Origin of the sequence: Allobosea sp. CCNWLY174 (assembly GCF_037120455.1) — a bacterium.
Lineage (GTDB): Bacteria > Pseudomonadota > Alphaproteobacteria > Rhizobiales > Beijerinckiaceae > Allobosea > Allobosea lupini.
Map to the genome: position 1 here is coordinate 1 of NZ_JBBBBQ010000016.1, position 23,975 is coordinate 23,975.

The following is a 23,975-nucleotide window of genomic DNA, read 5'->3' on the forward strand; positions in this document are numbered from 1 at the left end:
TCGTGAGGGGCGCATCGTCCGTCTCCGTGAGTGACGGACTCTACTCCAATCTGGAGGAAGATCAGGATCTCAGGTCACGCGGTGCTACCGATCATGTCAGGCAAATCGAGTGTCCCGAGAAGTCGTTCGGCGCCGCGATGGCGGCGGTGATGCGGGCTGCAGCGAGCCACGTGACCGAAGGCGTCATCCCCGATTCCGGCCACTGGATCATGGCAGAGAAACCGGCTGCCACGGTGGCCACGATCCGCGCCTTCCTCGACTAGGGACGATAGTCGTGCCTCGTCCGAGGCGGATTGACGGGACTGCCTCGGGAGGCTCGGACGCCAATCCCGCGCCATGAGCGCTGGGGTCGGCGTGCGCTATCGGACGGGGCGCCAAAGTCGGCGAATGGCGCGAATGGCCCAAATTGACGCTGGTCGCATCACTCGATACGCCTTCTGACAATTCCAAGCGCCTTCATTCTCGACGCGAGTGTAGTAGGCCTTATCCCCAAAAGCTCGGCAGCCCCGAGCTTTCCGCTAACCTGCCAACCCGTCATGCTCAACGCAGTCAAGATGGCTTGACGATCGCGGTGCACACGCTCGGCCTCGGTCATGATCAAGGTGTTCGTGGAGGCTTCGGCTGGAACCAGGGGCGATCGCGGTTTAGAAGAAGGGAGATCGATCACAAGGCGGCCATTGCGTGCCAGAATGGTCGCGCGCTCGATGACATTCTGCAGTTCGCGAACATTGCCGGGCCAGCCATAGGCCAGCAGTCGGGCGACATCTCCCTCGCTCAACGTCAGGCCTTCGACCTTAAGTTTGCGTCGTGCGCCTTCAAGGAAATGCATGGCCAGGAGCGGGATGTCGTCCGGCCTGTCACGCAGCGGGGTCGAGGCGATCGGAAAGACGTCGAGACGGAAATACAGGTCCTCTCGGAAACGACGGGCATCGACCTCTCGCCGCAGATCCTTGTTGGTCGCCGCGATGATGCGGACATCGACCCGCCTCGTCCGCTCTTCTCCGACACGTTCGAACTGTCCCTCCTGCAGGATGCGCAGCAACTTGCCCTGCAGTTCGATCGGGATCTCGCCGACCTCGTCCAGGAACAGCGTGCCGCCATCGGCCAGCTCGAACCGCCCGACCCGGTCCCGCAGGGCGCCGGTAAAGGCGCCTTTGGCATGGCCGAAGAACTCGCTCTCGAACAGCTCTCGCGGGATCGCGGCACAATTGACGCGGATGAGGGGCCTCGCGCTGCGTCGGCTCGCCTCGTGGATGGCATTGGCGATCAGCTCTTTCCCGGTGCCGGATTCGCCCGTGATCAGCACGGCCGCATCCGTCTTGGCGACGAGCTCGACCTGGCTGAGCACGCGCCGGATCGCGGCCGAGCGGCCGATGACGCCGCCATGGTTGCGCTCGATGCGCATCTCCTCCTGCAGATAGGCGTTTTCATGCTGCAGCCTTTCGCGCAGCGTATCCACCTCGGCCAGGGCGGCGCGCAGCCGCTCGTCGGCGGCATGGCGCTCGCTGACGTCGCGGAAAATGATCACGGCCCCAACGAGGCGGCCGCGGTCGCGGATCGGGGTCGAGGTGTATTCCACCCAGAACCCGGACCCGTCCTTGCGAAAGAACATCTCGTTCTCGACATGGTGGACGGCGCCGTCCCGGAAGGCGGCGTAGATCGGGCATTCTTCATGGGGGTAATGACTGCCGTCCGGGCGGTGGTGATGCACCATCGCATGCATGTCGCGCCCGACGAGGTCTCCGGTATCCCAGCCGAGCATCTTTTCCGCTGCCGGATTGACGAAAGTGGTCTTTCCATCGGTGCTGACGCCGAAGATTCCTTCTCCCGCCGCGCGCAGGATCAGCTGGTTGCCGCGCTCGATATCTTGAAACAGGCGCTCGCTGCGCAGCCATTCCGACAGCCCGCCGCGCTGATAGGCCTCCGCTTCCGCATCGAGGTCGCGTTTGTGGCGCGCCTCCAGGTCGAACAGGGTCAGCAGCATCACCGGCGGAGATGTCAGGGCCAGCATCGTCCCGGCGCATTCCACAGCCAACCGGCGGCCGGATGGATGCGCCGGGACGAGATCGCGCGTCCACCACTGCTTCTGCGCCGATACGGCGTCGCTGAAGACGGTGACCGCCGGCCGCTGGTCGACGAAGACATCGAATATGCCGAGGGTGCAGAGCGATGGAACGCTCCGCCCCAGCAACTGTGCCGCCCCCCGGTTCGCAGCCAGGATCGCCCCGGAGCCGAGATCGATCTGGAGGAGCGCTTCGGGGAAGGTATCGAACACCGGATTCTGCCCCACTCTATCCGCTCCGGATTCACGAAATTTCGTCACAGGCGCACGATATTTCGTAATTCACGATATATCGTCAAACCTCATCAGGCTGCAAGCCGCTGATTTCATTGCATCGAGCCTCATGGCCGGAGTTGGCCCGAAGGTTGCTGGATCGACACTGAAGATCCAATCCAGCCGGAGGGCATGCAGATGGCTTTGTTCAAGGACGCTTTCGACGCGACGCGCCGACTGGTCCGCGGCTGCGCCTGCGGGCGGCATGACAGCGAGGCGGCTCACAATCAGGCGATGCGCGCCGAGACTGTCGCCGCGCCTTCGGAAGAGACGACCTATCGCCGCGTCGTCGAGAACGCGCTGATGAGAGCGGTTTTCCCGCAGGACGAGGCTAGAAGGCTGTTCATCAAGACGCTGGGCGCCTCCACCGCCGCCGCCGCGATCGCCTCCGTCTTTCCGATCGGGTTCGCCACGGAGGCGCTCGCCCAGACCGGCGGCATCGAAAAGAAGGACCTCAAGGTCGGGTTCATTCCGATCACCTGCGCGACCCCGATCATCATGGCCTCGCCGATGGGCTTCTACGCCAAGCACGGGCTGAACGTCGAGGTCATCAAGACCGCCGGATGGGCCGTCATCCGCGACAAGACCATCAACAAGGAATACGACGCCGCCCATATGCTGGCGCCGATGCCGCTGGCGATCTCGATGGGCGCGGGATCCAATCCGATCCCGTACACGATGCCGGCCGTCGAGAACATCAACGGCCAGGCGATCACGCTGTCGATGAAGCACAAGGACAAGCGCGATCCGAAGAGCTGGAAGGGCTTCAAATTCGCGGTGCCCTTCGACTATTCGATGCACAACTACCTGCTGCGCTATTATCTGGCCGAGCATGGGCTCGACCCCGATACCGACGTCCAGATCCGCGCCGTGCCGCCGCCGGAGATGGTCGCCAATCTCCGCGCCGACAACATCGACGGGTTCCTGGGGCCGGACCCCTTCAACCAGCGTGCGGTCTTCGACGGCGTGGGCTTCATCCATCTGCTGACCAAGGAGCTGTGGAACGGCCATCCCTGCTGCGGCTTCGCGGCCAGCCAGGAGTTCGTCACCAGCCAGCCCAACACCTATCGCGCCCTGCTCAAGGCGATCATCGACGCGACCGCCTTCGCCTCGAAGCAGGAGAACCGGAAGTCGATCGCCGAGGCCATCGCGCCGGCGAACTATCTCAACCAGCCGGTGACGGTGCTGGAACAGATCCTGACGGGCACCTATGCGGACGGGCTGGGGCAGGTGAAGCGCGACGCCAACCGCATCGACTTCGATCCGTTTCCCTATGACAGCTTCGCCGTCTGGATGCTGACGCAGATGAAGCGCTGGGGCCAGATCAAGGGCGACGTCGATTATGCCGGCATCGCCTCCAAGGTCTATCTCGCAACCGATACCGCCAAGCTGATGCAAGAGGTCGGGCTGACCCCGCCGGCTCCGGGTTCGAAGACCATCGTGATGATGGGCAAGACCTTCGACGCCGCAAAGCCCGAGGACTACCTCAAAAGCTTCCCGATCAAGCGCAGCTGACGCGTTGGCGACGGAGCCTTAGCATGACGATCAGCCCCAATCTTCGCGCCTCGGTCCTGTCGCTGACGATTCTCCTCGTCTTCCTGGCCGCCTGGCAGATCGCCACGCTGGGCGGGAGCGGGCCAGCGTCCAACATCGATCCGGAATACGCCAAGCTGATGGGCCAGCAGGTCACGCAGGGCAAGTCCGCGATGCCCGGACCGCTCGATGTCGCCAAGACGATCTGGGGGCATCTGAAGGACCCCTTCTACGACAAGGGTCCCAACGACAAGGGGCTCGGAATCCAGCTCGCCTATTCGCTCGGACGGGTGCTGCTCGGCTATGCGCTGGCGGTTCTGCTGGCGATCCCGCTCGGCTTCCTGATCGGCATGTCGCCGCTGATCTCGAAGGCGCTCGACCCTTTCATCCAGGTGCTGAAGCCGATCTCGCCTTTGGCCTGGATGCCGCTGGCGCTCTACACGATCAAGGACTCTGGCATTTCGGCGATCTTCGTCATCTTCATCTGCTCGGTCTGGCCGATGCTGCTGAACACCGCCTTCGGCGTATCGGCCGTGCGGAAGGAATGGCTGAACGTGGCGCGCACCCTCGAGGTCGGCCCGGTCAGGCGCGCCTTCACCGTCATCCTGCCGGCCGCGGCCCCGACGATCCTGACCGGCATGCGGATATCGATCGGCATCGCCTGGCTCGTCATCGTGGCAGCCGAGATGCTCGTGGGTGGCACCGGCATCGGCTACTTCGTCTGGAACGAGTGGAACAACCTTTCGATCACCAATGTGATCGTCGCCATCTTCGTCATCGGCGTGATGGGCATGCTCCTCGACCAGACCCTGGCGCGGTTCCAGCGCGCCGTCACCTATCCGGATTGAGCGGCGCCATGCAGGATCTGTCGGCCAACCCCAAATTCATTTCGATCGAGGGCATTTCCCGGCGCTATCCGAAGAGCGGGGGCGGAACCACGACGATCTTCGAAGATCTCTGGTTTTCGATGAGAAAGGGCGAGTTCGCCTGCGTCATCGGCCACTCCGGCTGCGGCAAGACCACGGTCCTCAACATCCTGAACGGGCTCGATGCGCCCGATGACGGCGCAGCGATCGTCGACGGCAAGGCGATCGAAGGCCCGTCGCTGGATCGCGCCGTGATCTTCCAGGGCCACTCCCTGCTGCCGTGGCGCACCGTGCTCGGAAACGTCGCCTATGCAGTCGCGGCCCGGCACCGCGACTGGCCGAGGGCGAAGGTGCAGGCCCATGCGATGGCCTTCATCGAGAAGGTCGGCCTCAAGGGGTCCGAACTGAAAAAGCCGTCCGAGCTTTCGGGCGGGATGAAGCAGCGCGTCGGCATCGCACGCGCACTGTCGATCGAACCCAAGATGATGCTGATGGACGAGCCCTTTTCGGCGCTTGATGCCCTGACACGCGGAACGCTGCAGGACGAGGTCCGGCGCATCTGCCTGGAGACCGGTCAGACCGCCTTCATGATCACCCACGACGTCGACGAGGCGATCTATCTCGCCGACCGCATCGTGCTGATGACCAACGGACCGCAGGCGATGGTGGCCGAGATCGTCGAGAACCCCCTCCCGCGCAACCGCGTGCGTACCGAGATCCATCATCACCCCGACTATTACGCCATCCGCAACCACTTGATCGACTTCCTGGTCTTCCGCTCGAAGACGTTCAAGGACGCGATCCCGGCGGGTTACGACCGCAGACACCCCCCCGTGGTGCGGCCGGCCGCCAGCGGAAGCACGGCTCCCTCAGGCTCGCGCGCGGCCTGAGCTCTCCCCAGGCGCCAAAGATCGATCTTTATCGAGAGGATGCAGACCATGAAACGTGAAGAGCTGACCGAGAAGATCCTCGACATCAAGCGCGAGAAGGGCTGGACCTGGAAGCATATCACCTCGGAGATCGGCGGGATGTCCGAGGTGCTGATCGTCGGGGCGCTGCTGGGCCAGATGAAGCTGGTCAAGCCGCTCGCCAGGGCCGCGGCCGAGCTGTTCGGCCTGACCGAGATGGAAGAGCGCATGCTCAACGAAGTGCCTTATCGCGGCACGGGCACGCCGATGCCGCCGACCGACCCGCTGATCTATCGCTTCTACGAGATGGTGATGGTCAACGGGCCGGCCTGGAAGGCGCTGATCGAGGAAGAGTTCGGCGACGGCATCATGTCGGCCATCGACTTCAACATCTCCTTCGAGCGCGAGCCGAACCCGAAGGGCGACCGCGTCAAGATCGGGATGTCGGGCAAGTTCCTGCCGTACAAATACTACGGCAACGGGCAGGGCATCCCGGAATACGGCTTCAAGGAAGCCTGAGCCGATCACGCGGCCGCCGCTGCCGCCGTTCACACGCGTTCTCCACCATCCAGAAAGTCCGGATGGCGGAGAACGCTTGGAACCAGCGTTCTCCGGAGCGCGTCGCTCTCGCCTATCCGCCGGACAGTATCTGGCGGAACCGCTCGCAGTTCTTCCCAGGGCGCGAGGCCATCGTCGCGTTCCTGGCGCGCAAATGGGAGCGGCAGCTGGAATACCGGCTCATGAAGGAACTGGCGCCGGGGTAACGTGGCGATCACCGGTCGACAGTCCCGTGACCGAGCCGCTAGTCAGGTTGTCGACCGCGCTGGCACAACCTTTGCTCAGCCTTCCGCGTAAGCCTAAGCTCATGACGAACATGTTGTCGGGGAGGAGATCGATGGTGCTGATGGTGAACCGGCGCAGGGCGCTCGGACTGGGTGTGGGTCTCGCTTCGACGGCGCTCGCGCAGGGCGGCTTCGCTCAGGGCAAGAGACCGTTGAGCGTAGCCGCCATCTATACGGTCCCGGTCGAGCAGCAATGGGTCTCACGCATCCACAAAGCGCTCAACGCTGCCAAGGAGCGCGGCGACATCACCTATAAATTCTCCGAAAACGTCACCAATACCGACTACGAGCGCGTCATGCGCCAATATTCGACCGAAGGCGCCGACCTCGTCGTCGGCGAGGTCTTCGGCGTAGAGCGCGCGGCGCGCAAGGTCGCGACCGACTTCCCCAAGGCCGCCTATCTGATGGGCTCCTCGTTCCAGCCCTCAAAGCCGAATTTCTCGGTCTTCGACAACTTCATCCACGAACCCTCGTTCCTGACCGGCATGGTGGCAGGCAAGGCGACCAAGTCAAACGTCATCGGCCTCGTCGGCGGCTATGCCATTCCGGAGGTCAACCGGCTGATGAACGCCTTCATGGAAGGCGCGCTTTCGGTCAATCCGCAGGCGAAGTTCCTCGTGACCTTCATCAACTCCTGGTACGACCCGCCGAAGGCCAAGGAAGCCGCCTTCGCGATGATCGACAAGAAGGCGGACGTTCTCTACGCCGAGCGCTTCGGCGTCACGGACGCGGCCAAGGAGCGCGGCGTCAAGGCGATCGGCAACGTCATCGACACGGCCTCCCAGTATCCGGGCGTGGTCCTGGCCTCGGCGCTTTGGCACATGGAGCCTACGATCGACCGGGTCATCAAGAACGTCGCCAGCGGCACCTACGAGCCTGCCGATTACGGCGTCTACAGTTACATGGCCCATGGCGGCGCGAGCCTGTCCCCGCTCGATCCCAAGCTCGTGCCCCAGGACGTCATCGACGCCGTGAAGGCAAAGGAGAAGGACATTCTCGACGGCGCCTTCCGCGTGAACGTCAACGACGCAGAGCCGAAGTCGACCGCTTGAGCGCCGAGGGGCCAGCCTTCGCGCCCGTCCTGGCGCTGCGCGGCATCACCAAGCGCTTCGGCGCGCTGACGGCGAACGACGCGGTCGATCTCACTTTGCACGGCGGCGAGATCGTCGCGTTGCTCGGCGAGAACGGCGCGGGCAAGACCACGCTGATGAACATCCTCTTGGGCCATTATCTGGCCGACCAGGGGGAGGTCTCGGTCGCTTCCCCCGAAGGCGAGCTGCGGCCGCTGCCGCAGGGCTCGCCGCTGGCGGCGCTCAACGCCGGCATCGGCATGGTGCACCAGCATTTCACCCTGGCCGAGAACCTGACCGGGTTCGAGAACATCGTGCTCGGGCTCGAACCGCTGTTTGGGCTGGCGCGCGGGCGGCGCGCCATGCGCCGCACCGTCGAGGCCCTGATGGCGCGCACGGGACTTGTCGTGCGGCTCGACCTTCGCGTCGCGGAGCTCGGCGTCGGCGAACGCCAGCGCATCGAAATCCTCAAGGCGCTCTCGCGCCGCACCCGCATCCTCGTGCTCGACGAGCCCACGGCCGTGCTGACCCCGCAGGAGGCAGAAGGTCTCTTCGCGGCGCTGCGGGCCTTGGCTGCCGACGGGCTGGGCATCGTGTTCATCAGCCACAAGCTCGACGAGGTGCTGGCACTGTCGCAGCGGCTCGTCGTGCTGCGCGCCGGCCGCAAGGTCGCCGACCGGCCGACCGTGGGCGCCGATCGGGCCCTGATCGCACAGCTGATGGTCGGCGAAGAGGTCGAGGTCGAGCGCCCGGCGCCCGCCCAACTCGGCCCGGCCGCACTGGAGCTCCAGCGCGTCTCGGCGGGCTCCGGCCGCACGCGGCTGATCGAGGCCACACTGATCTTGCGACAGGGTGAGATCGTCGGCATCGCCGGCGTGTCCGGCAACGGTCAGTCGAGCCTTGCCGGGCTGGTCGCGGGCCTGCTCGGACCCGACAGCGGCATCATGACGGTCTTGGGCCGGCAGGGCGGTGCTAGCCCGGCCGAGCGGCGGCGCGACGGCGTCGGGCGGCTCGCCGAAGACCGCCATCGCGACGGCATGGTCGGCGACATGACGGTCGCGGAGAATCTCGTGATCGAGCGGCGCGGCGAACTGCCGTTCAGCCATCTCGGCCTGTTGCGGCCGAAGGCGATCCGCGCGGCGGCGCAGGACGCCATCGCCTCCTACGACATCCGCTGCCCCGGCCCGGATGCCCCGCTTCGGCTGCTCTCGGGCGGCAATATCCAGAAGCTGCTGCTGGCGCGGGTGCTGGCGGGCGCACCCCGCCTCATCCTCGCCAACCAGCCGACGCGCGGCCTGGATATCGGCGCGACGGTCAGCGTCCATCGCCGGCTGCGCGAGGCGGCGGAGGCCGGTGCGGCCGTGCTGCTGATTTCGGAGGATCTCGACGAGCTTTTCGCGCTGAGCCATCGCATTGCGGTGATCCATGGCGGACGGCTGACGCCCACAGCCGACGCCGAGCGGCTGAGCGCGGCCGAGATCGGGCTCGCCATGGCAGGCGAAGCCTTCTCCGCCTTCGGAGCCGCGGCATGATCCGCTTCGAGCCGCGCGCGCAGCCTTCCCTGCTGCTCAGGATCGCGATCCCAATTGCCTCGGCGCTGTCCGCGCTGCTGCTGTCGCTCGTCATCCTGGCGCTGACCGGCACCCCGGCCTCCCGTGCCATCGGCCTGCTGCTCGCTGGCGCCGCAGGTTCGGTCTTCGCGCTCACGGAGACATTGACGCGGGCGACGCCGCTGATCCTCACCGGGCTCGCCGCAGCCATCGCCTTTCGCTCGCGGCTCTGGAATATCGGCGCGGAGGGGCAGCTCTATGCCGGAGCGCTCGCGGCCGTCGCCATCGGTTCCGGGGCGATTGAAGGGCCGCCCTGGCTGATGCTGCCGCTGGTCTGCCTGGCCGGAGCGCTGGCGGGCGGGCTCCTGATGCTCGGGCCGGCGCTGCTGAAGGCGAAGCTCTCGGTCGACGAGGTGGTAACGACCCTTCTCCTCAACTTCGTTGTGCTGCTCTTCGTGCAGATGATGCTGGAAGGACCACTCAAGGATCCGATGGGCATGGGCTGGCCGCAGTCGGCGCCTATCGTCGACGAGGCGGCCCTGCCAAAGCTGGTCGCGCAGATGCGGCTGCATGCCGGGCTGATCATCGCGCTCGTCGCGGCCCTGCTCGTCGCCTTCCTGCAGCGTGCGACGGTGCTGGGTTTCGAGATGCGGGCGGTCGGCGGCAATGCCAGCGCCGCCGGCTTCGCCGGCATCCCGGTCGCGGCGACGCTGGTCAAGACCGGCTTCATCTCCGGCGCGCTCGCAGGCCTCGCCGGGGCCGGCGAGGTGGCGGGGCTGAAGGGCTATCTGACCAGCGACCTCTCGCCCGGCTTCGGCTATGCCGGCATCGTCGTCGCCATGCTGGCGGCGCTGGAGCCGCTGGCCGTGGTCCCGGCCGCGATATTCATCGCCGGCATCTTCGTCGGCGCCGACACGATGAGCCGCAGCCTCGGCGTCTCCAACTATTTCGCCGATCTGGTCGTGGCGCTCTCGCTGCTCTGCGTCCTCGTCGGCTCGCTGTTCCTGCGCTATCGGCTGCGCCGGGTGGAGACGGCATGAGCGAGGCATTCGAGATTCTGCTGCAGGCCAATTTCTGGGCGGCGGCGATCCGGATCGCGACGCCGCTGATCTTCGGCGTGCTCGGCGCGCTGATCTGCGAGCGGGCGGGCGTGCTCAATCTCGGCATCGAGGGCATCTTCGTCGCCGGGGCCATGGCGGGCTGGCTTTCGGTCTATCTTGGCCTGCCGCTTTGGCTCGGCGTCACTGTGGCGGCGATGGCGGGGGCGTGCCTCGGCCTGCTGCATGGCTGCCTGACCGTGGTCCTCGGCCTCTCCCAGCATGTCGCCGGCATCGGCATCACGCTGTTCGCGACGAGCGCCGCTTATTTCGGCTACCGCGTCGCCTTTCCCGCCGTGACGACGCCGCCGCGCATCGAACCCTTCCAGCCGCTCGGCCTCGGCTTCCTCGACTCCGTGCCGATCCTCGGCCCTGCCCTGTCGCAGCAGACGGCGCTGACATGGCTCGCCTTCGCGGCCGTCGGCCTCACCGCCTTCGTGCTGGCGAAGACGCCGCTCGGTCTCGCGATCCGCGCCGTCGGCGACAATCCGGCTTCGGTCGACGCACAAGGGCTTTCCGTCGCCGGGCTGCGGATGGGCGCGCTGGCTGCCGGCTCGGCGCTGATGGCGATCGGCGGCGCCTTCCTGACCATGTCGGCGTTCAACGCCTTCTTCTTCGGCATGATCAACGGGCGCGGCTGGGTCTGCATCGCCCTCACCGTCTTCGCTTCCTGGCGGCCGGGCAAGGCGCTGCTCGGCGCGCTGCTCTTTGGCGCCTTCGACGCCTATCAGCTCAGGCTCCAGACGCTCGCCGGCGGCGTGGTGCCGAGCCAGCTCTTCCTGATGCTTCCCTATCTGCTCTCGATCGCGGCCTTGATCCTGGTCGCACGCAAGGCTGACTATCCGCGCGCCCTGATGAAGCCCTACATCAAGGGCGAACGCTGATCCTTTCGCGAGCGACGACCTGCCATGCAACCCGATTTGCTCATTCGCCAGGCCAATCTTCCCGAGGGCGGTGCACCGGTCGACATCGCCATTGCGGATGGGACTATCGTAGAGATCGCGCAGCGCATCACGATAGAGGCACGCGAGACCATCGATGCGACCGACCGGCTGGTCAGCCCACCCTTCGTCGACCCGCATTTCCATATGGATGCGACGCTTTCGCTCGGCCTGCCGCGGCTGAACCGCTCGGGCACGTTGCTGGAAGGCATCGCGCTGTGGGGCGAGCTCAAACCGCTGCTGACCCATGAAGCCGTGATCGAGCGTGCCTTGCGCTATTGCGACCTCGCAGCGTCGCAGGGGCTGCTGGCCATCCGCAGCCATGTCGACATCTGCGACGATCGGCTGCTGGCCGTCGAGGCGTTGCTGGAGGTGAAGAAGCGCATAGCGCCCTATATCACGCTGCAGCTCGTCGCCTTCCCGCAGGATGGCTATCTGCGCAGCCCCGGCGCCGTCGACAATTTGAAGCGCGCGCTCGATCTCGGCGTCGACATCGTCGGCGGCATCCCGCATTTCGAGCGCAGCATGGCCGATGGCGCAGAATCCGTGCGCCAGCTTTGCCGCATCGCGGCCGAGCGCGGCCTGCCTGTCGACATGCATTGCGATGAGACTGACGATCCGATGTCGCGCCATGTCGAGACGCTTGTGCAGGAGACGTTGCGCCATGGCTTGCAGGGTCGCGTCGCCGGCTCGCACCTGACCTCGATGCACTCGATGGACAACTACTACGTCTCGAAACTCATCCCGCTGATCGCAGAGGCGAAGCTTCACGCCATCGCCAACCCGCTTATCAACATCTGCATTCAGGGCCGGCACGACACCTACCCCAAACGCCGAGGCCTCACACGCGTACCCGAATTGATGGCGGCCGGCGTCAACGTCGCCTTCGGCATGGATTGCGTGATGGACCCCTGGTACTCCCTCGGCGCGGCCGACCCGCTCGATGCCGCCCATATGGCGGTGCATGTCGGGCAGATGACCTCACTGGCCGCGATGAAGCAATGCTTCGACGCGGTAACGGTCAATGCCGCCGCCGCGATGGGGTTGGCGGATTACGGTATCGCCGTCGGCAAGCCGGCCGATCTCGTGGTGCTCGATGCGCGCGATCCGATCGAGGCCATTCGCCTGCGACCACCACGGCTCGCAGTCCTCAAGGGCGGGCGAGTGATCGCGAAGGCCAGGCCACGCGAGAGCATGCTCGAAATCGCGGGCCGGCCGAGCAGTGTAGCGGCAGCCCACTACGCGCCGCGTCCCCCGAAGGGTGGAGCTGTGGCGTGAGCCCCATTGCCGTGCGCGACCGAAGGCGCGGAACGGCACTGCGACCGGATGTGCCACATCGACAGGTCGAACACATTGCCGGACCGACCAGCATTGCCGCAATCCAACTGAACCCTTGCCAACGGAGAGCCGTCCACACATGGCGCGAAGTGGATGAAGCCAGGCCGACCAAGAGGCAAGCGCCTTAGGAGAGCCGGACCTTCCGCATGAAATACGAGCCAGAACTCACCGGAGAATCGCCGAGACGTTCGCGCTCGATACTCGCGATCAGCAGGCGTAGCGACAGAGCCGGTCATGGTCTACCGCTGACGGCATTCGCTCCTCCACCGCGCCATAGCCGCCACCGCCGGAGGTTTCCAGCCGGATGATGTCGCCCTTCACCAGCGGCAGATTGTTGATCTTGGAGCCGAGCGCCTGCCGCTCGCCGTCGCGGATGAGGTAGAGATGTCCCTCGCGGCCGGGCTCGCCGCCTTCCAGCCCATAGGGCTTGAACTTGAAGCGTTCCAGATTGGCGGTAAACACCGCCGCAGGACTGTCGACGCGCCATTCGCGGAACAGGCCGAGCCCACCGCGCTGGCGTCCAGCGCCGCCCGAGCCGTCGATCAGACCGTAAGCGGTGATCGTCAAAGGCACGTCAGCCTCGATCATCTCGATCGGGATCGAGGCGTTGTTGTGCATGCCGTAGGAATAGGCGTTGAGCCCGTCCTGGTCGTCGTAGGCGCCGGTGCCGCCGATCTCGATCTCGACAAGTACGCCGCGCTCGCCCTGCTCGCCGATGGTCTGGAAGGAGCAGACATAGGAGACGCCGTAGTAGGCCGCCGGCACGCGCCCGGGCACCGCCTGATGCAGTGCGCCGAACATGGTGGTGGCGAGCCGGTGCCCGACCGCGACCCGGTTCGCCACCGGAGCGGGATGACGCGGATTGACGATCAGCCCTTCCGGCACGATCAGCGAGACCGGCCGGTAGCAGCCGGCATTGGCAGGGATCTCCTTGTCGGCGATCGCCATCACCGCATAGTAGACCGCCGAGCCGGAAGAGGCGACGGTGGCGTTGATCGGCCCCGACGCCTGCTTGCCGCAGCCGGAGAGGTCGACGACCATCTCCTCGCCCTTGACCTCGATTTGCGCATGGATGCGGATCGGATCGGGCAGGATGCCGTCGTCGTCGAGGAAATCCTCGAAGGAATAGCACCCGTCGGGAATCCGCCCGATCATCGCGCGCATCGCCCGCTCGGAGCCGTCGAGCAGCCGCGTGCAGGCCTCGACGATGGTATCGGCGCCGAAACGCGTCGCGAGACGCTGCATCGTGCCGTGGCCGACGGCGAGCGAGGCGAGCTGTGCCTGCAGATCGCCCAGCAGCATGTCGGGCCGGCGCACGTTCTGCAGCATCATCGCCAGGACGTCGTCGTTCATCACGCCGCCGCGCAAGAGCTTCAGCGGCGGGATGCGCAGGCCCTCCTGGAAAATTTCGGTGGCACTCGCGGCATAGGAGCCTGCCGCCATGCCGCCCATGTCGAGATGGTGGCAGAGCGTGCCGACGATCGCGATGCGCCGCCCCTCGGCATAGACGGGTCGGTAGGCGAGGATGTCGGGGATGTGCTGACCGCCGCAATAGGGGTCGTTGGTGATGACGACGTCGCCCTCCTGCCATTGGTCGAGCGGCAGGAAGTCACGGACGATGGTGATCAGGCCAGCGCTCATCGAGTTGAGGTGCCCCGGAATGCGGGCCGACTGCGCGACATTGTAGCCGTCCCGGTCGAAAACGGCGGTGGAATAGTCGAGCATCTCGCGCACGATAGTCGAGCGGCTGGTGCGCCAGACCGTGACGTCCATCTCATTGGCGGTGGCTGTGAAGGCGTTGCGTAGCACTTCGAGCGTGACGGGGCCGAGATCGGTCTTCGCTGCTGCGGTTCTTGTCATGGCGGTCATGGTTCGTCTCGCTCAAATCTTGCGGGCGATCAGCGCGCCCATCGGGCCGGGCGCGCAGGCCCAGCCTGCGGTGAGCAGGATCGTGGTGTATTCCTCCTCGACGAGCGCCGGCCCGGCGATCTCGCCGGCGAGCGCCGGGCGCCGATAGACCGGCACCTCCGCGAAGGCGCCGTCGAGCAGGACGGGCCGCGATTCCATCGGCTCGCTCTTGCCACCGGCCGACGTCGCCGCGGCCGTCGCGGTGCCGGTCGACAGCACGCCGACCGCCGCGAGCCGCAGCGCCACCAACTCCACCGCCGCCTTCGGATCGGAATAGGAGAAGCGCTGGGCGTGGCCGGCGTGGAAATCGGCCACGACGCGGGCAAGCGCCTCCGGCGTCGCGCTCGCCTCGGTCCAGGGCACCACCAGCTCCGAGGCTTGGCCGCGATAGCGCAAATCGGCCGAGACGAGGTAGCGCCGGCTGGAAGCCGGCACGCCGTCCTCGTCCAGCAGCGCAGCGCCCTGCGCCATCAGCTCCGCGAGCATCGTCCTGACATGCGGCAGGTTGGCATCGGTCGTCGGCATCACTCTGCTGCGGGCGAGATCGTGGACGATGTCGGAATGCAGGATGCCGTAGGCCGAGAAGGTCGAGGCGTCGGCAGGGAAGATCACCTCCGACACGCCGAGTTCCTCCGCGACGGGGATGGCGTGAAGTCCGCCCGCCCCGCCGAAGGAGACGAGGCTGAAGTCGCGCGGGTCGAGGCCCTTCTCGAACAGGCTCAAGCGCGCGGCGGCGGCGAGGCTCGTATTGGTCACGGTCATCATGCCGTCGACCGCTGCTTCCATGGACAAACCCAGCGGCGCGCCGACTTTTCCGAGGATGGCCGCGCGCGAGGCGTCGAGATCGAGCTTCATCGCGCCGCCGAGAAAATAGCGCGGGTCGAGCCGGCCCATGACCAGATTGGCGTCGGTGACGGTCGGCTCGGTGCCGCCGCGCCCGTAGCAGACCGGCCCCGGCCGCGAGCCGGCGCTGCGCGGGCCGACGCGCAGGCGCCGGGCCTCGTCGATCGAGGCGATCGAACCGCCGCCCGAGCCAATGGTGCGGATCTCGATCATCGGCAGGCGCACCGGCAGTTCGTCGATCTCGCCCTGGGTCATCTGCGTGACTGTTCCCTCGCGCACCACGCAGACGTCGAAGCTGGTGCCGCCCATGTCGACGCCGAGCAGGTTCGGCCGCGCCAGCGCCTGCGCCATGCGCAGAGTCGCGAGCGCTCCGCCCGACGGACCGGAGAGCAGTAGCCGCGCCGGCTGGCGCTTCGCCACCTCGGCGCTGCAGACGCCGCCATTGGACTGGACGAGCAGCAATCGCGCGGCGACGCCGGCCTCGGCCAGGCGCGTCCTCAACCGGTCGAGATAGGTGCCGACCGCGGGCAGCAGCAGGGCGTTGAGAACGGTTGTCGAGGTCCGCTCGAATTCGCGGATCTCGGGGCTGATATCGGATGAGAGCGAGATCGGGATGTCGGGAAAGCGCTGGCCCAGCCATTCGGCCAGCGCCTTCTCGTGCCGGTCGCTGCGATAGGCGTTGAGCAGCGAAACGGCGATAGCACCGGGGGCGGCTGCCGCGATCTTCTCCGCCAGCGGCTCCAGCGCCGCAACATCGAGCGGCGTCTCGACGCTGCCATCGGCGCGCATGCGCTCGACGACGCCGAAGCGCCGTTCGCGGCCGACCAGCGGAGCCTGCCGCTTCTGCCGGGCGCTGTAGATGTCGCGGCGATTGTGTCGGCCGATCTCCAGCACGTCCTCGAAACCGGCCGTGGTCAGCAGAACGCCCTTCGCCAGCTTGCGCTCCAGCACCGCATTGGTCGCGATCGTGGTGCCGTGCAGGAGGATCCGGATATCGGCCAGCGCGAAACCGTAGCGCTCCCCGGCCTCGCGCAGGCCCGTCAGCAGGCCGATCGAGGGATCCTCGGGCGTGGTCGGGGTCTTGAGGCTGGAGAGGCCTTGGGTCTTTTCGTTCAGGATCTGGAGATCGGTGAAGGTGCCGCCGATGTCGATGCCGATGCGGATGAAAGGAACGGAAGTCACGAAAGCTCCGGTCGTCGTCTCGAAGGTGGGAAATGTGATGAAGTTCGCGGGCTCAGCGCATCAGGGCCGGCAGCCACAGTGCCGTCTCCGGCCAGAGCAGCAGCACGCCGACCGCCAGGAGATAGGCGAACAGGAAGGGCATCACGCCGGCGAAGACGTCGGTGATCGGCCCGCCTTTGGGTCGCATGCCCTGGAGGACATACATCACAGTGCCGTCCGGCGGGCTGATCTGCGCGATCTCGACCAGCATGGTGACGATCACGCCGAACCAGATCGGATCGTAGCCGAGCCCGACGACGATGGGGAAAACCACCGGCACCGTCGTGATGATCATGGAGAAGCCTTCCATGAAGGTGCCGAGCGCGAAATACATGCCGATGATCGCGAGCATGATCGCCCAGGGCGGGATCGGCAGATGCGCGATCATCTCGGCGACCGCCTGCGGCACGTTGATCAGCGTCAGCACATAGTTGAGCAGATAGGCGCCCATGATGATGAGGCCGAGCAGCGCCGTGTTGCGCGCCGTCGTCAGGGCCGAGGCGTGCAGCATGGCGAGGGAGAAGCGACGCTCGATCACCGCGAAGACGGCGGACCCGACGACGCCGAGCGCGGCGGCCTCCGTCGGCGTGGCGAAGCCGGCATAGATCGAGCCGAGCACGAGCACGATCAGGACGAGCGTCGGCACGAGATCCCACAGCGCCCTGATCTTGGTCATCAACGGGGCCGGCGGAGGCTTCTCCATCGGATGGCGCAGGCCATGCGCCACGATGATCGCGATGAAGAAGGCCGTGACGATGACGCTGGGAATGATCGCTGCGATATAGAGCGCGCCGACAGACGTCTCGGTGATCAGGCCGTAGACGATGAAGGTGATGCCCGGCGGAATCAGATTGCCCATGGCGCCGCCGGCGGCGAGCGAACCCAGCACCATGCGCTGGTTGTATTTCGTGCCCTCGAAATAGGGCAGCGCGACCGATCCCATCGTCGCGGCGGTGGCGACCGACGAGCCGGAGATCGCGGAGAATAGCGCGCAGGAGGCGATGTTGGTGTGTAGCAGCCCGCCCGGCATCCGGTTCAGCCAGACGTTGAGCGCCTTGTAGAGGCGCTCGGACAGGCCCGCCCGCAGCAGGATTTCGCCCATCAGCAGGAAGAGCGGCACCGCGATCAGCACGAAATTGCTGGACGGTCCCCAGAAGGTCTGGCCGGCGAAGGCCCAGAACGGCCTGTCCGAGAACATGAAGCCGGTGAGCAAGGCGAGGATGCCGAGCACGGCCGCGACATGCACGCCCGCGCCGAAGAACACGGCGAAGATCGCGACGAGCGCCAGGATTTCCGCGACGGGGAGCGCCTGGGCTCCGGCCGCGAAGACCACGACGCCCATCATGACGAGGAGGAAGGCGACCGCGATCATGCCCCGGTCTCCCGGCGCGCCATGGCGACGGCTTCGAGCGCTTCCTCTGCCTCGTCGTCGATGCTGCGCGAGCCGAGCAGCGCGGCGATCTCGTCATAGCGGCCGCAGAACAGCCCGAGCAAGGCTTCCAGCAGGAGGGCCGCGATCATCACCAGGAAGGCGCCGAGCCCGAAAGCCCATATGCCCTGCGGCCATGCCATCGGAATGTGCAGGGCGCTGTTGTCATGGGCGTCGAACATCACGGATTCATCCAGAAGCTGCCACCCTGCCCAAGCGAGAAAGGCGGCGAAAAGCCCGAGCAGAACGAGCGCGAAGAGATGCAGGAACGCGCGGATCTTCAGCGGCATGCGGTTGATCAGCACGTCGACCCTGATATGCGCCCGCTCCGCCAGCGTATGCGCCAGCAACCAGGAGATGCCGCAGGCGAGCATGTAGCCGCTGATCTCGACGGTGGCGGCGCTGGACACACCGAAGAAGGAGCGGCCGACGATGTCGGTGGTGATGAAGAGCGCGCAGAGCACGTAGTTCCAGCCCGCCGCATAGGCCATCCAGCTGGCTGCCCCCTCGATCATCCGGCGCAGTGTCCGGGCGATCCGCAGCGCAGCCGGGGCGTCGGCCCCGGCCACGGGGCTCAAGGCTTGAACTCCACCTTGGAGATCGGGGCGATGACGTCGTTGTAGACCGTGCCGCAACGCGCGCCGCAGCGCTTGACGAAGCCAGGCAGCACCGTGCTCTGCATGATCTGCCGCACCAGCGCCTTGTCAGCCTCGGTCGCCTTGGCCTCGGTCATCGGCTTGGCGGCGAGCGAGTGGATCTTGCAGGCGTCCTTTGCCCCGATATTGCAGTCGATGCCATCGCGCGTCGCGGCGTCGCCGAGCTTCCAAAGCGCATCGGTCATGTCGGCGAAGGTCTTCTCCAGCAGGCCCTTGGTGCCGGCATCGAGCTTGTTCCACCAGGCGAGGTTGACCATGTAGCCGGCGACCGCCCAGGAGAGCGGCAGGTCGGAGATGTGGCTCGCCACTTCCGGCCAGCGCGCTGCCGCGCCCGAACCCGTGCCGGTGACGGCACAGTCGACGACACCGCGTTCCAAGGCGCTGTAGACCTCCGGGAAGCCGATCGAGACCGGCTGGCCGCCGATGGTCTGGACGAGATCGACCAGCGAGTTGCCGAAGGTGCGGATCTTGCGGCCCTTGAGATCGGACAGGCTGGCGAAGGGCTGGCGGCAGAACAGCACCTGCGCCGGGAACGGGTAGGTGACGACGAGGCGGGTGTTGAAGCGCTCGAGTTCCTTGTTGGCGACCGGCAACATCGCATCGGCGATCTTGCGGGCCATGCCGATGTCGGGGCTCAGGCCCGAAAGGTCGATGCCGTCTAGCAGCGGTACGTCGCCCGACAATGTCGAGAGCGTGCCGGCGCCGATATCGACCTGACCGGAGCGGACGAGGCGGACGATCTCGTTGCCGCCGAGATTGCGCTCGCTGTGGGAGCTGAGCTGGACGGTGATCTGCCCGTTGGACGCTTTCGGCAGGCCCTCGCGGAGAAATGGAACGTCGACGAGCGTGAACTGGGCGCTGGTCGGCAGCGGCTGCGTCACCGCCGAGATGGTCTGCTTCGGGATCGGCGCCTGCGCGGACGCGACACCGGATGCGGCCAGTGCTGCAAGCAGCGCCGTGCCGGCCGTAATGCACTTGATCATCGCTTTGAGCCTCGGTTGTTCGTGTTCCCCTTGGTGGCCCTCGCGTTGCGGCTGTTTCCTCCGTCCGCCGTGATCGACGGCTTCTATCGTTTCTCGACACTCCTTCTGACGTCTTTTCCTGCGACAGGCCTTTGGCCGCCGGCCTTCAGGGCTGAAATTCAAGGCGATCGGGCGCCCGGTGTCGAATTGTGTTTTTGGATCGGGCCGATCGGGATTCCTGATCGGGCCGCGCCTCGTGTTCGAGCACCCTGCCGATTTGGCAGGCATGGCGCGCGACCAGCGCCGCGAGGAAATTGTTCGATTTTCGCAGATATGAGATCTGGAAGCCGTTGGGTGGTAACGTCACCCCTTCGACCGAAAGCCGCCGCAGGCGGCCGCAAGCCAGATCCTCCCGCACGAGCGCCAGCGGTAGGATGCAGCTTCCCATGCCGTCGAGGGCCATGCGGGTCATGATCGTCAGCGAGGCGCTGCCCCAGAGGCGGACTTGCTCGCGCCCCTCTCCCCCGAGCGCGCGCTTGATCTCCTCCGCCAGCGGGCTGCCATGAGAGAAGCTGATGATTGGCCACTGTGCCAGCCGGGCCAGCGTCAGCGGCTCATCGCCCAGCGGCAGCTCCGGGCTCGCAACCCAGCCGAGCGGCAGGTGACACAGGCGCTGGTTGACCGCGCGCGGGTCGGCGACAGGGCCAACCTGCATGCCGACATCGATCTGCCCGCGCAGCAGATGCTCGGTCAGGACGTTCGTCGTATCGACGATCATGTCGACCACGAGGTCGGGATAGCTGGTGTTGATGACCTCGATCAGCCGCGGCATCAGGCTGTGCACCAGCGTCTCGGCCACGCCGAGCCGCAGCACGCCGCGCACCGCATCGGCCCGCGAGACGACGGTGCGCGCCTCCGTCATCGTCGCGAGGATGCGCTCGGCGTATTCGAGAAGGACGGTGCCTTCGCGGGTCAGCGTGCTGCGCTTCAGAGGCGGGCCAAACAGCGTCACGCCAAAATGCTGCTCGAGCTGGTCGATGCGGGCGGAGATTGACGGCTGCGTCGTGTTGAGCTGGGCGGCGGCGGCCCGGAACCCGCCCAGCCGCGCCACCCACACGAAGGTCTCCAGGCATTTCAGATCGTTCAAACGCCGCTCCGTCGCCCCAACACTGTCATGCGCACCGAAGACCTCGGACGAACGCGGCCGCCGGAACGAGCGAGATCTGCGATATGTCGGCACCGTTATGCAGGATCCGGCAAGCATCAACCGTGCCGCTGCTGAATCAGACGGCCGCAATGGCCTTTGCGGTTCTTGGGCCGTTGAACTTGGCTGAGCGCCAAGACCGCTGTTCAGCCCATCATCGCCATGTCTGCGTCCTCGCCATCGACCAGAGTCGGCTTCTGGCGCCGAGGGAACGAGCCCGGTCGATGGCGATGCGCCTCGGTCACGCAGAGATGGAAAGCCTGTAGACGCTGGCAACTTGCCCGGACGAGTCATCGGCGCATTTGGTGCAACCGGGACCCACCAGCGCGGCTGACCAAACTATTCCCGAGCCTTTAACGATTGCTCTGAACTGACAGGGCGATGGCGGACCCCGTCTGACGTGTTGACAGGCCTGCCGCCTCGGATCAGGATTATTACATAAAGTAAAAATAGGAGGGCGGGGACGTGGGAGCACCAAGAAGTCGGCGGGAGACGCGATCAGCGATCCTGCGCCATCTCTGGTGCACCGGCGGCTCATTTCGTCCGACTTTGTCCAGCAAAACGGGCCTTACGGACGCGAGCATCTCGCGCATCGTCGCGGACCTGAAAGCCGAAAATCTGGTCCAGGAGACAAGACTTACAGCGCCCTACCAAGGCGGGCCGAGCGCATTTCTAACTCTTAGCAAAGATCGCCATGTCGGCGCGGTCGAGTTCTCCAGCGGCCGGGTGCATGTCGGCGTCGGATCGCTGACCGGCGAGATCCGTTTCTCCGAATGGTTGGATCTGCGCGACGATGCCGACCTCGAAACCGTCAGGGCTACCTATCGCCGCGCCCTGCTCCAACTCACTGACTATGTTCATCGGGCTGGGATTCAGCTTCGCCAGATTGCGGTATCGATCCCGGGCTATCACGAGGATCTCCGGATCAACCCGATCATCGCCATTGATCCGGCGAACATCCTCGCGGATATCCAGACGGCACAGCCGGGCGTTGCGCTGCTCGCCGCCAATTCGATCATGACTAGGGCCGTCGCCCACCAGCTGAAACTGGGCGTCGCCCTTGCCGATGGCCCCTATCTCTACGTCTTCGTCGGTCACGGCGTTGCCGCGGCTCTGATTGACGACTTCGCCGCGAGCGGCGACGTCTCGCCCTGCGAGATCGGCCATATGGTGCTTGATCCGCGCGGGCCTCGCTGCCGGTGCGGCCATTCGGGTTGCCTCGAGGCCTATGTCTCGACGGCGGCCGTCGCGCAGGCCATCGGCCTACGCGAGCAGGATCTGCTGTCGATGGGCGGGCGGCAGGCGGGCCGGCTCAAGCTGTCGGCGCGCGCCCGTGGCGACCTCGCGACACGCCTGGTCAGATTGGGGCACGCGCTTGGCAATGCCCTGAATTTCACGCCGGTCCGGCGCGTGGTGGTGGCCGGCTGGCCGGCCGAGCTCGGCGATCAGGCGCATGGCGTGGTGCTCGGCGGGATCGACGCCAGCCTGTTCGGCGGGGCGACGACGGTGAACCTCGCCTTCTCGAACGCGGAATTGGGACGAGAACCCGCCGCCGGCCTGGCGCTCGCCACCTACGCCTACCTGCAACGGGGTGCGATGCGAGCAGAGGAGCTGGCCGCCGACATCGTCACAGACAACCCAGCCCAACGATAAAGGGGAGGAATCATGGATATCAGAGCAATTGCGGCAGCGCTTCTGGGTGGTGCCATGCTCGTCGCCGCCGGGCCGGTCAAAGCCGAGAGCCTGCTCAAGGTCAAGCCGTCTGGGGACGTCAAGATTCTGGATCCGATGCTCGGCTCGGATTCGATGGCCCGCAATTTCGGCTACATGATCTACGACACGCTGTTCGCGGTCGACGACAAACTGGCGATCAAGCCGCAGATGGTCGAGGCCTGGGAGACGTCGGCGGACGGCAAGGTCTGGACCTTCGTGCTTCGCGGCGGGCTCACCTTCAGCGACGGCCAGCCCCTGACGGCGGACGACGTGATCGCCTCGCTGAAGCGCTGGAGCGTCAATGACAGCCTTGGACAGCAACTCAACCAGCGCGGTGCCGCCTGGCAGGCGGTGGATGCCAGGACGTTCCGCCTGACGCTGACATCGCCTTGGGGAATGGTGCTCGATGCTCTCGGCAAGCCTGGCGCTCCGGTGCCGTTCATCATGCCCGCACGCATCGCCTCGACAACGCCACCCAACCAGCCTGTCACCGACCACACCGGCTCCGGACCCTTCGTCTTCAAGAAGGACGAATGGATGGCAGGCGCGCGACTGGTCTTCACCAAGAACCCCGCCTATGTCCCCCGCGCCGAGGCGCCCGCCGGATTCTCTGGCGGCAAGGTCGCCAAGGTCGACCGCGTCGAATGGCTGATCATTCCGGACCAGCAGACGGCGCTCAACGCCCTCCTGAAGGGCGAGATCGACATCAGCGAGGAGCTGTCCGGCGACCTCATTCCGCTTGCCAAGAAGTCGAAGGAGATCGTGCTCGCACGCCAGGACGAGATCGGCGTGGCCCAGCAGATCCGGATCAACTCGATCCAGCCGCCGTTCGACAACCCGAAGCTGCGGCAGGCCCTGCTCCACGCTGTGGACGGTGCGGATTTCCTCGCCGCCGTCATCGATGATCCAGACCTCGGCAGACCATGCCGCTCGTTCTATGTCTGCTCGTCGCCCTATTTCACCGAGGCCGGATTCCCCAAATTCGACCTCGCCAAAGCCAAGGCACTCTTAAGGGAGGCCGGCTATGACGGAACGCCGGTGGTGCTGCTCGATGCTGCCGAGAACCCGAACATCCATGCCTTCACGACCGTCGCCGACGAACTGCTGAAGAGCATCGGCTTCAAGACCGATCTGCAGGCGATGGACTGGGCAACGGTCGTCGCCCGTCGGGCCAGCAAAGAGCCGGTCGGCAAGGGTGGCTGGTCCATCTTCATCTCGGGCCCCGGCGGCCTCGATATGATGGAGCCGGTAAGCCATCTCGGCCTGCGCTCGAATTGCGAGAAGGCCTGGTTCGGCTGGCCCTGCGATGCGGAGATCGAGACGATGCGCACAGCCTTCGCCGACCTTTCCGACAAGGAGCAACGGCAGGCGCTTGCAGCGAAGATCCAGGCCCGCGCCGCGGAGACCGTGCCCTATGTGCCGATCGGCGTGCAGTACCAGATCCGCGCCCATCGGGCGAACCTGACCGGGCTGCTCACGCCCCCGGCGCCCGTCTATTGGAACATCGCACGCCGGTGACTGAGCGACGGCTGCGCGTGCCGCCGCTCCCGGCTCTGCCC

19 protein-coding genes and 1 pseudogene are annotated in these 23,975 nt (G+C 66.0%); 13 read left to right on the top strand and 7 right to left on the bottom strand.

The window, feature by feature from the left end; genetic code table 11:
- The coding region (locus V7S63_RS27505) for an alpha/beta fold hydrolase (protein ID WP_442896530.1) at positions 1–263 on the top strand (263 nt) is incomplete at its 5' end.
- A gap of 158 nt (positions 264–421) precedes the next feature.
- Here the strand turns inward: V7S63_RS27505 and V7S63_RS27510 are convergent.
- Positions 422–2,290 (bottom strand): sigma 54-interacting transcriptional regulator, encoded by a 1,869-nt coding sequence (locus V7S63_RS27510; RefSeq protein WP_100962241.1) that lies wholly within the window; start codon positions 2,288–2,290, stop codon positions 422–424.
- A 183-nt stretch (positions 2,291–2,473) separates the two neighbouring features.
- On the opposite strand from V7S63_RS27510, the gene V7S63_RS27515 reads away from it, so the two are divergent.
- The 10 genes and pseudogenes from V7S63_RS27515 to V7S63_RS27560 all read left to right on the top strand — a co-directional run bounded on the left by V7S63_RS27515 (position 2,474) and on the right by V7S63_RS27560 (position 12,420).
- A complete protein-coding gene (locus V7S63_RS27515; protein ID WP_100962363.1) occupies positions 2,474–3,850 on the top strand; it encodes a CmpA/NrtA family ABC transporter substrate-binding protein in 1,377 nt (458 codons plus the stop codon).
- A 23-nt stretch (positions 3,851–3,873) separates the two neighbouring features.
- Positions 3,874–4,716, top strand: coding sequence for a nitrate ABC transporter permease (gene ntrB, locus V7S63_RS27520; RefSeq protein WP_091836883.1), 843 nt, complete (start codon positions 3,874–3,876; stop codon positions 4,714–4,716).
- 8 nt (positions 4,717–4,724) lie between these two features.
- On the top strand, positions 4,725–5,624 hold the full coding sequence (locus tag V7S63_RS27525; RefSeq protein WP_336532665.1) for an ABC transporter ATP-binding protein: 900 nt from the start codon (positions 4,725–4,727) through the stop codon (positions 5,622–5,624).
- Between the two features lie 48 nt (positions 5,625–5,672).
- Entirely contained in the window at positions 5,673–6,161 is a 489-nt protein-coding gene (gene cynS / locus V7S63_RS27530) for a cyanase (protein ID WP_091836888.1), read from the top strand.
- Positions 6,162–6,165: 4 nt separating this feature from the next.
- A pseudogene (locus tag V7S63_RS27535) lies at positions 6,166–6,394 on the top strand (DUF1348 family protein); the annotation flags it as partial.
- Positions 6,395–6,537: 143 nt separating this feature from the next.
- Positions 6,538–7,536 (top strand): BMP family protein, encoded by a 999-nt coding sequence (locus V7S63_RS27540; protein ID WP_336532666.1) that lies wholly within the window; start codon positions 6,538–6,540, stop codon positions 7,534–7,536.
- Positions 7,533–9,086, top strand: coding sequence for an ABC transporter ATP-binding protein (locus V7S63_RS27545; RefSeq protein ID WP_336532667.1), 1,554 nt, complete (start codon positions 7,533–7,535; stop codon positions 9,084–9,086). Before V7S63_RS27540 ends, V7S63_RS27545 begins: the two co-directional genes overlap by 4 nt.
- Entirely contained in the window at positions 9,083–10,144 is a 1,062-nt protein-coding gene (locus tag V7S63_RS27550) for an ABC transporter permease (protein ID WP_336532668.1), read from the top strand. The genes V7S63_RS27545 and V7S63_RS27550 overlap by 4 nt, the downstream gene beginning before the upstream one ends.
- Positions 10,141–11,085 carry an ABC transporter permease gene (locus tag V7S63_RS27555; RefSeq protein ID WP_336532669.1) on the top strand — a complete coding sequence of 315 codons (945 nt, stop codon included), beginning with the start codon at positions 10,141–10,143 and terminating at the stop codon, positions 11,083–11,085. The genes V7S63_RS27550 and V7S63_RS27555 overlap by 4 nt, the downstream gene beginning before the upstream one ends.
- Positions 11,086–11,109: 24 nt before the next feature.
- On the top strand, positions 11,110–12,420 hold the full coding sequence (locus tag V7S63_RS27560; RefSeq protein WP_336532670.1) for an amidohydrolase family protein: 1,311 nt from the start codon (positions 11,110–11,112) through the stop codon (positions 12,418–12,420).
- A gap of 267 nt (positions 12,421–12,687) precedes the next feature.
- Here V7S63_RS27560 and V7S63_RS27565 read toward each other — a convergent pair whose 3' ends face one another.
- The 6 genes from V7S63_RS27565 to V7S63_RS27590 form a co-directional block, all read right to left on the bottom strand.
- A complete protein-coding gene (locus V7S63_RS27565) occupies positions 12,688–14,349 on the bottom strand; it encodes a hydantoinase B/oxoprolinase family protein (protein WP_336532671.1) in 1,662 nt (553 codons plus the stop codon).
- A 12-nt stretch (positions 14,350–14,361) separates the two neighbouring features.
- Positions 14,362–16,413: a hydantoinase/oxoprolinase family protein gene (locus tag V7S63_RS27570; protein ID WP_336532672.1), complete on the bottom strand. Its 2,052-nt coding sequence runs from the start codon at positions 16,411–16,413 to the stop codon at positions 14,362–14,364.
- Positions 16,414–16,465: 52 nt separating this feature from the next.
- Positions 16,466–17,824 carry a TRAP transporter large permease gene (locus V7S63_RS27575; protein ID WP_336532673.1) on the bottom strand — a complete coding sequence of 453 codons (1,359 nt, stop codon included), beginning with the start codon at positions 17,822–17,824 and terminating at the stop codon, positions 16,466–16,468.
- Positions 17,821–18,450: a TRAP transporter small permease subunit gene (locus tag V7S63_RS27580; RefSeq protein ID WP_336532703.1), complete on the bottom strand. Its 630-nt coding sequence runs from the start codon at positions 18,448–18,450 to the stop codon at positions 17,821–17,823. Before V7S63_RS27580 ends, V7S63_RS27575 begins: the two co-directional genes overlap by 4 nt.
- A gap of 5 nt (positions 18,451–18,455) precedes the next feature.
- Complete coding sequence (locus V7S63_RS27585) at positions 18,456–19,520, bottom strand: TRAP transporter substrate-binding protein (RefSeq protein ID WP_336532674.1); 1,065 nt, start codon at positions 19,518–19,520, stop codon at positions 18,456–18,458.
- Positions 19,521–19,665: 145 nt separating this feature from the next.
- Positions 19,666–20,646, bottom strand: a complete 981-nt coding sequence (locus V7S63_RS27590) for a LysR family transcriptional regulator (protein ID WP_336532675.1) — start codon at positions 20,644–20,646, stop codon at positions 19,666–19,668.
- A 606-nt stretch (positions 20,647–21,252) separates the two neighbouring features.
- On the opposite strand from V7S63_RS27590, the gene V7S63_RS27595 reads away from it, so the two are divergent.
- Both V7S63_RS27595 and V7S63_RS27600 read left to right on the top strand, forming a co-directional pair.
- Complete coding sequence (locus tag V7S63_RS27595; protein WP_336532676.1) at positions 21,253–22,356, top strand: ROK family protein; 1,104 nt, start codon at positions 21,253–21,255, stop codon at positions 22,354–22,356.
- A gap of 12 nt (positions 22,357–22,368) precedes the next feature.
- Positions 22,369–23,934, top strand: coding sequence for an ABC transporter substrate-binding protein (locus V7S63_RS27600; protein ID WP_336532677.1), 1,566 nt, complete (start codon positions 22,369–22,371; stop codon positions 23,932–23,934).
- Positions 23,935–23,975: the final 41 nt, after the last annotated feature.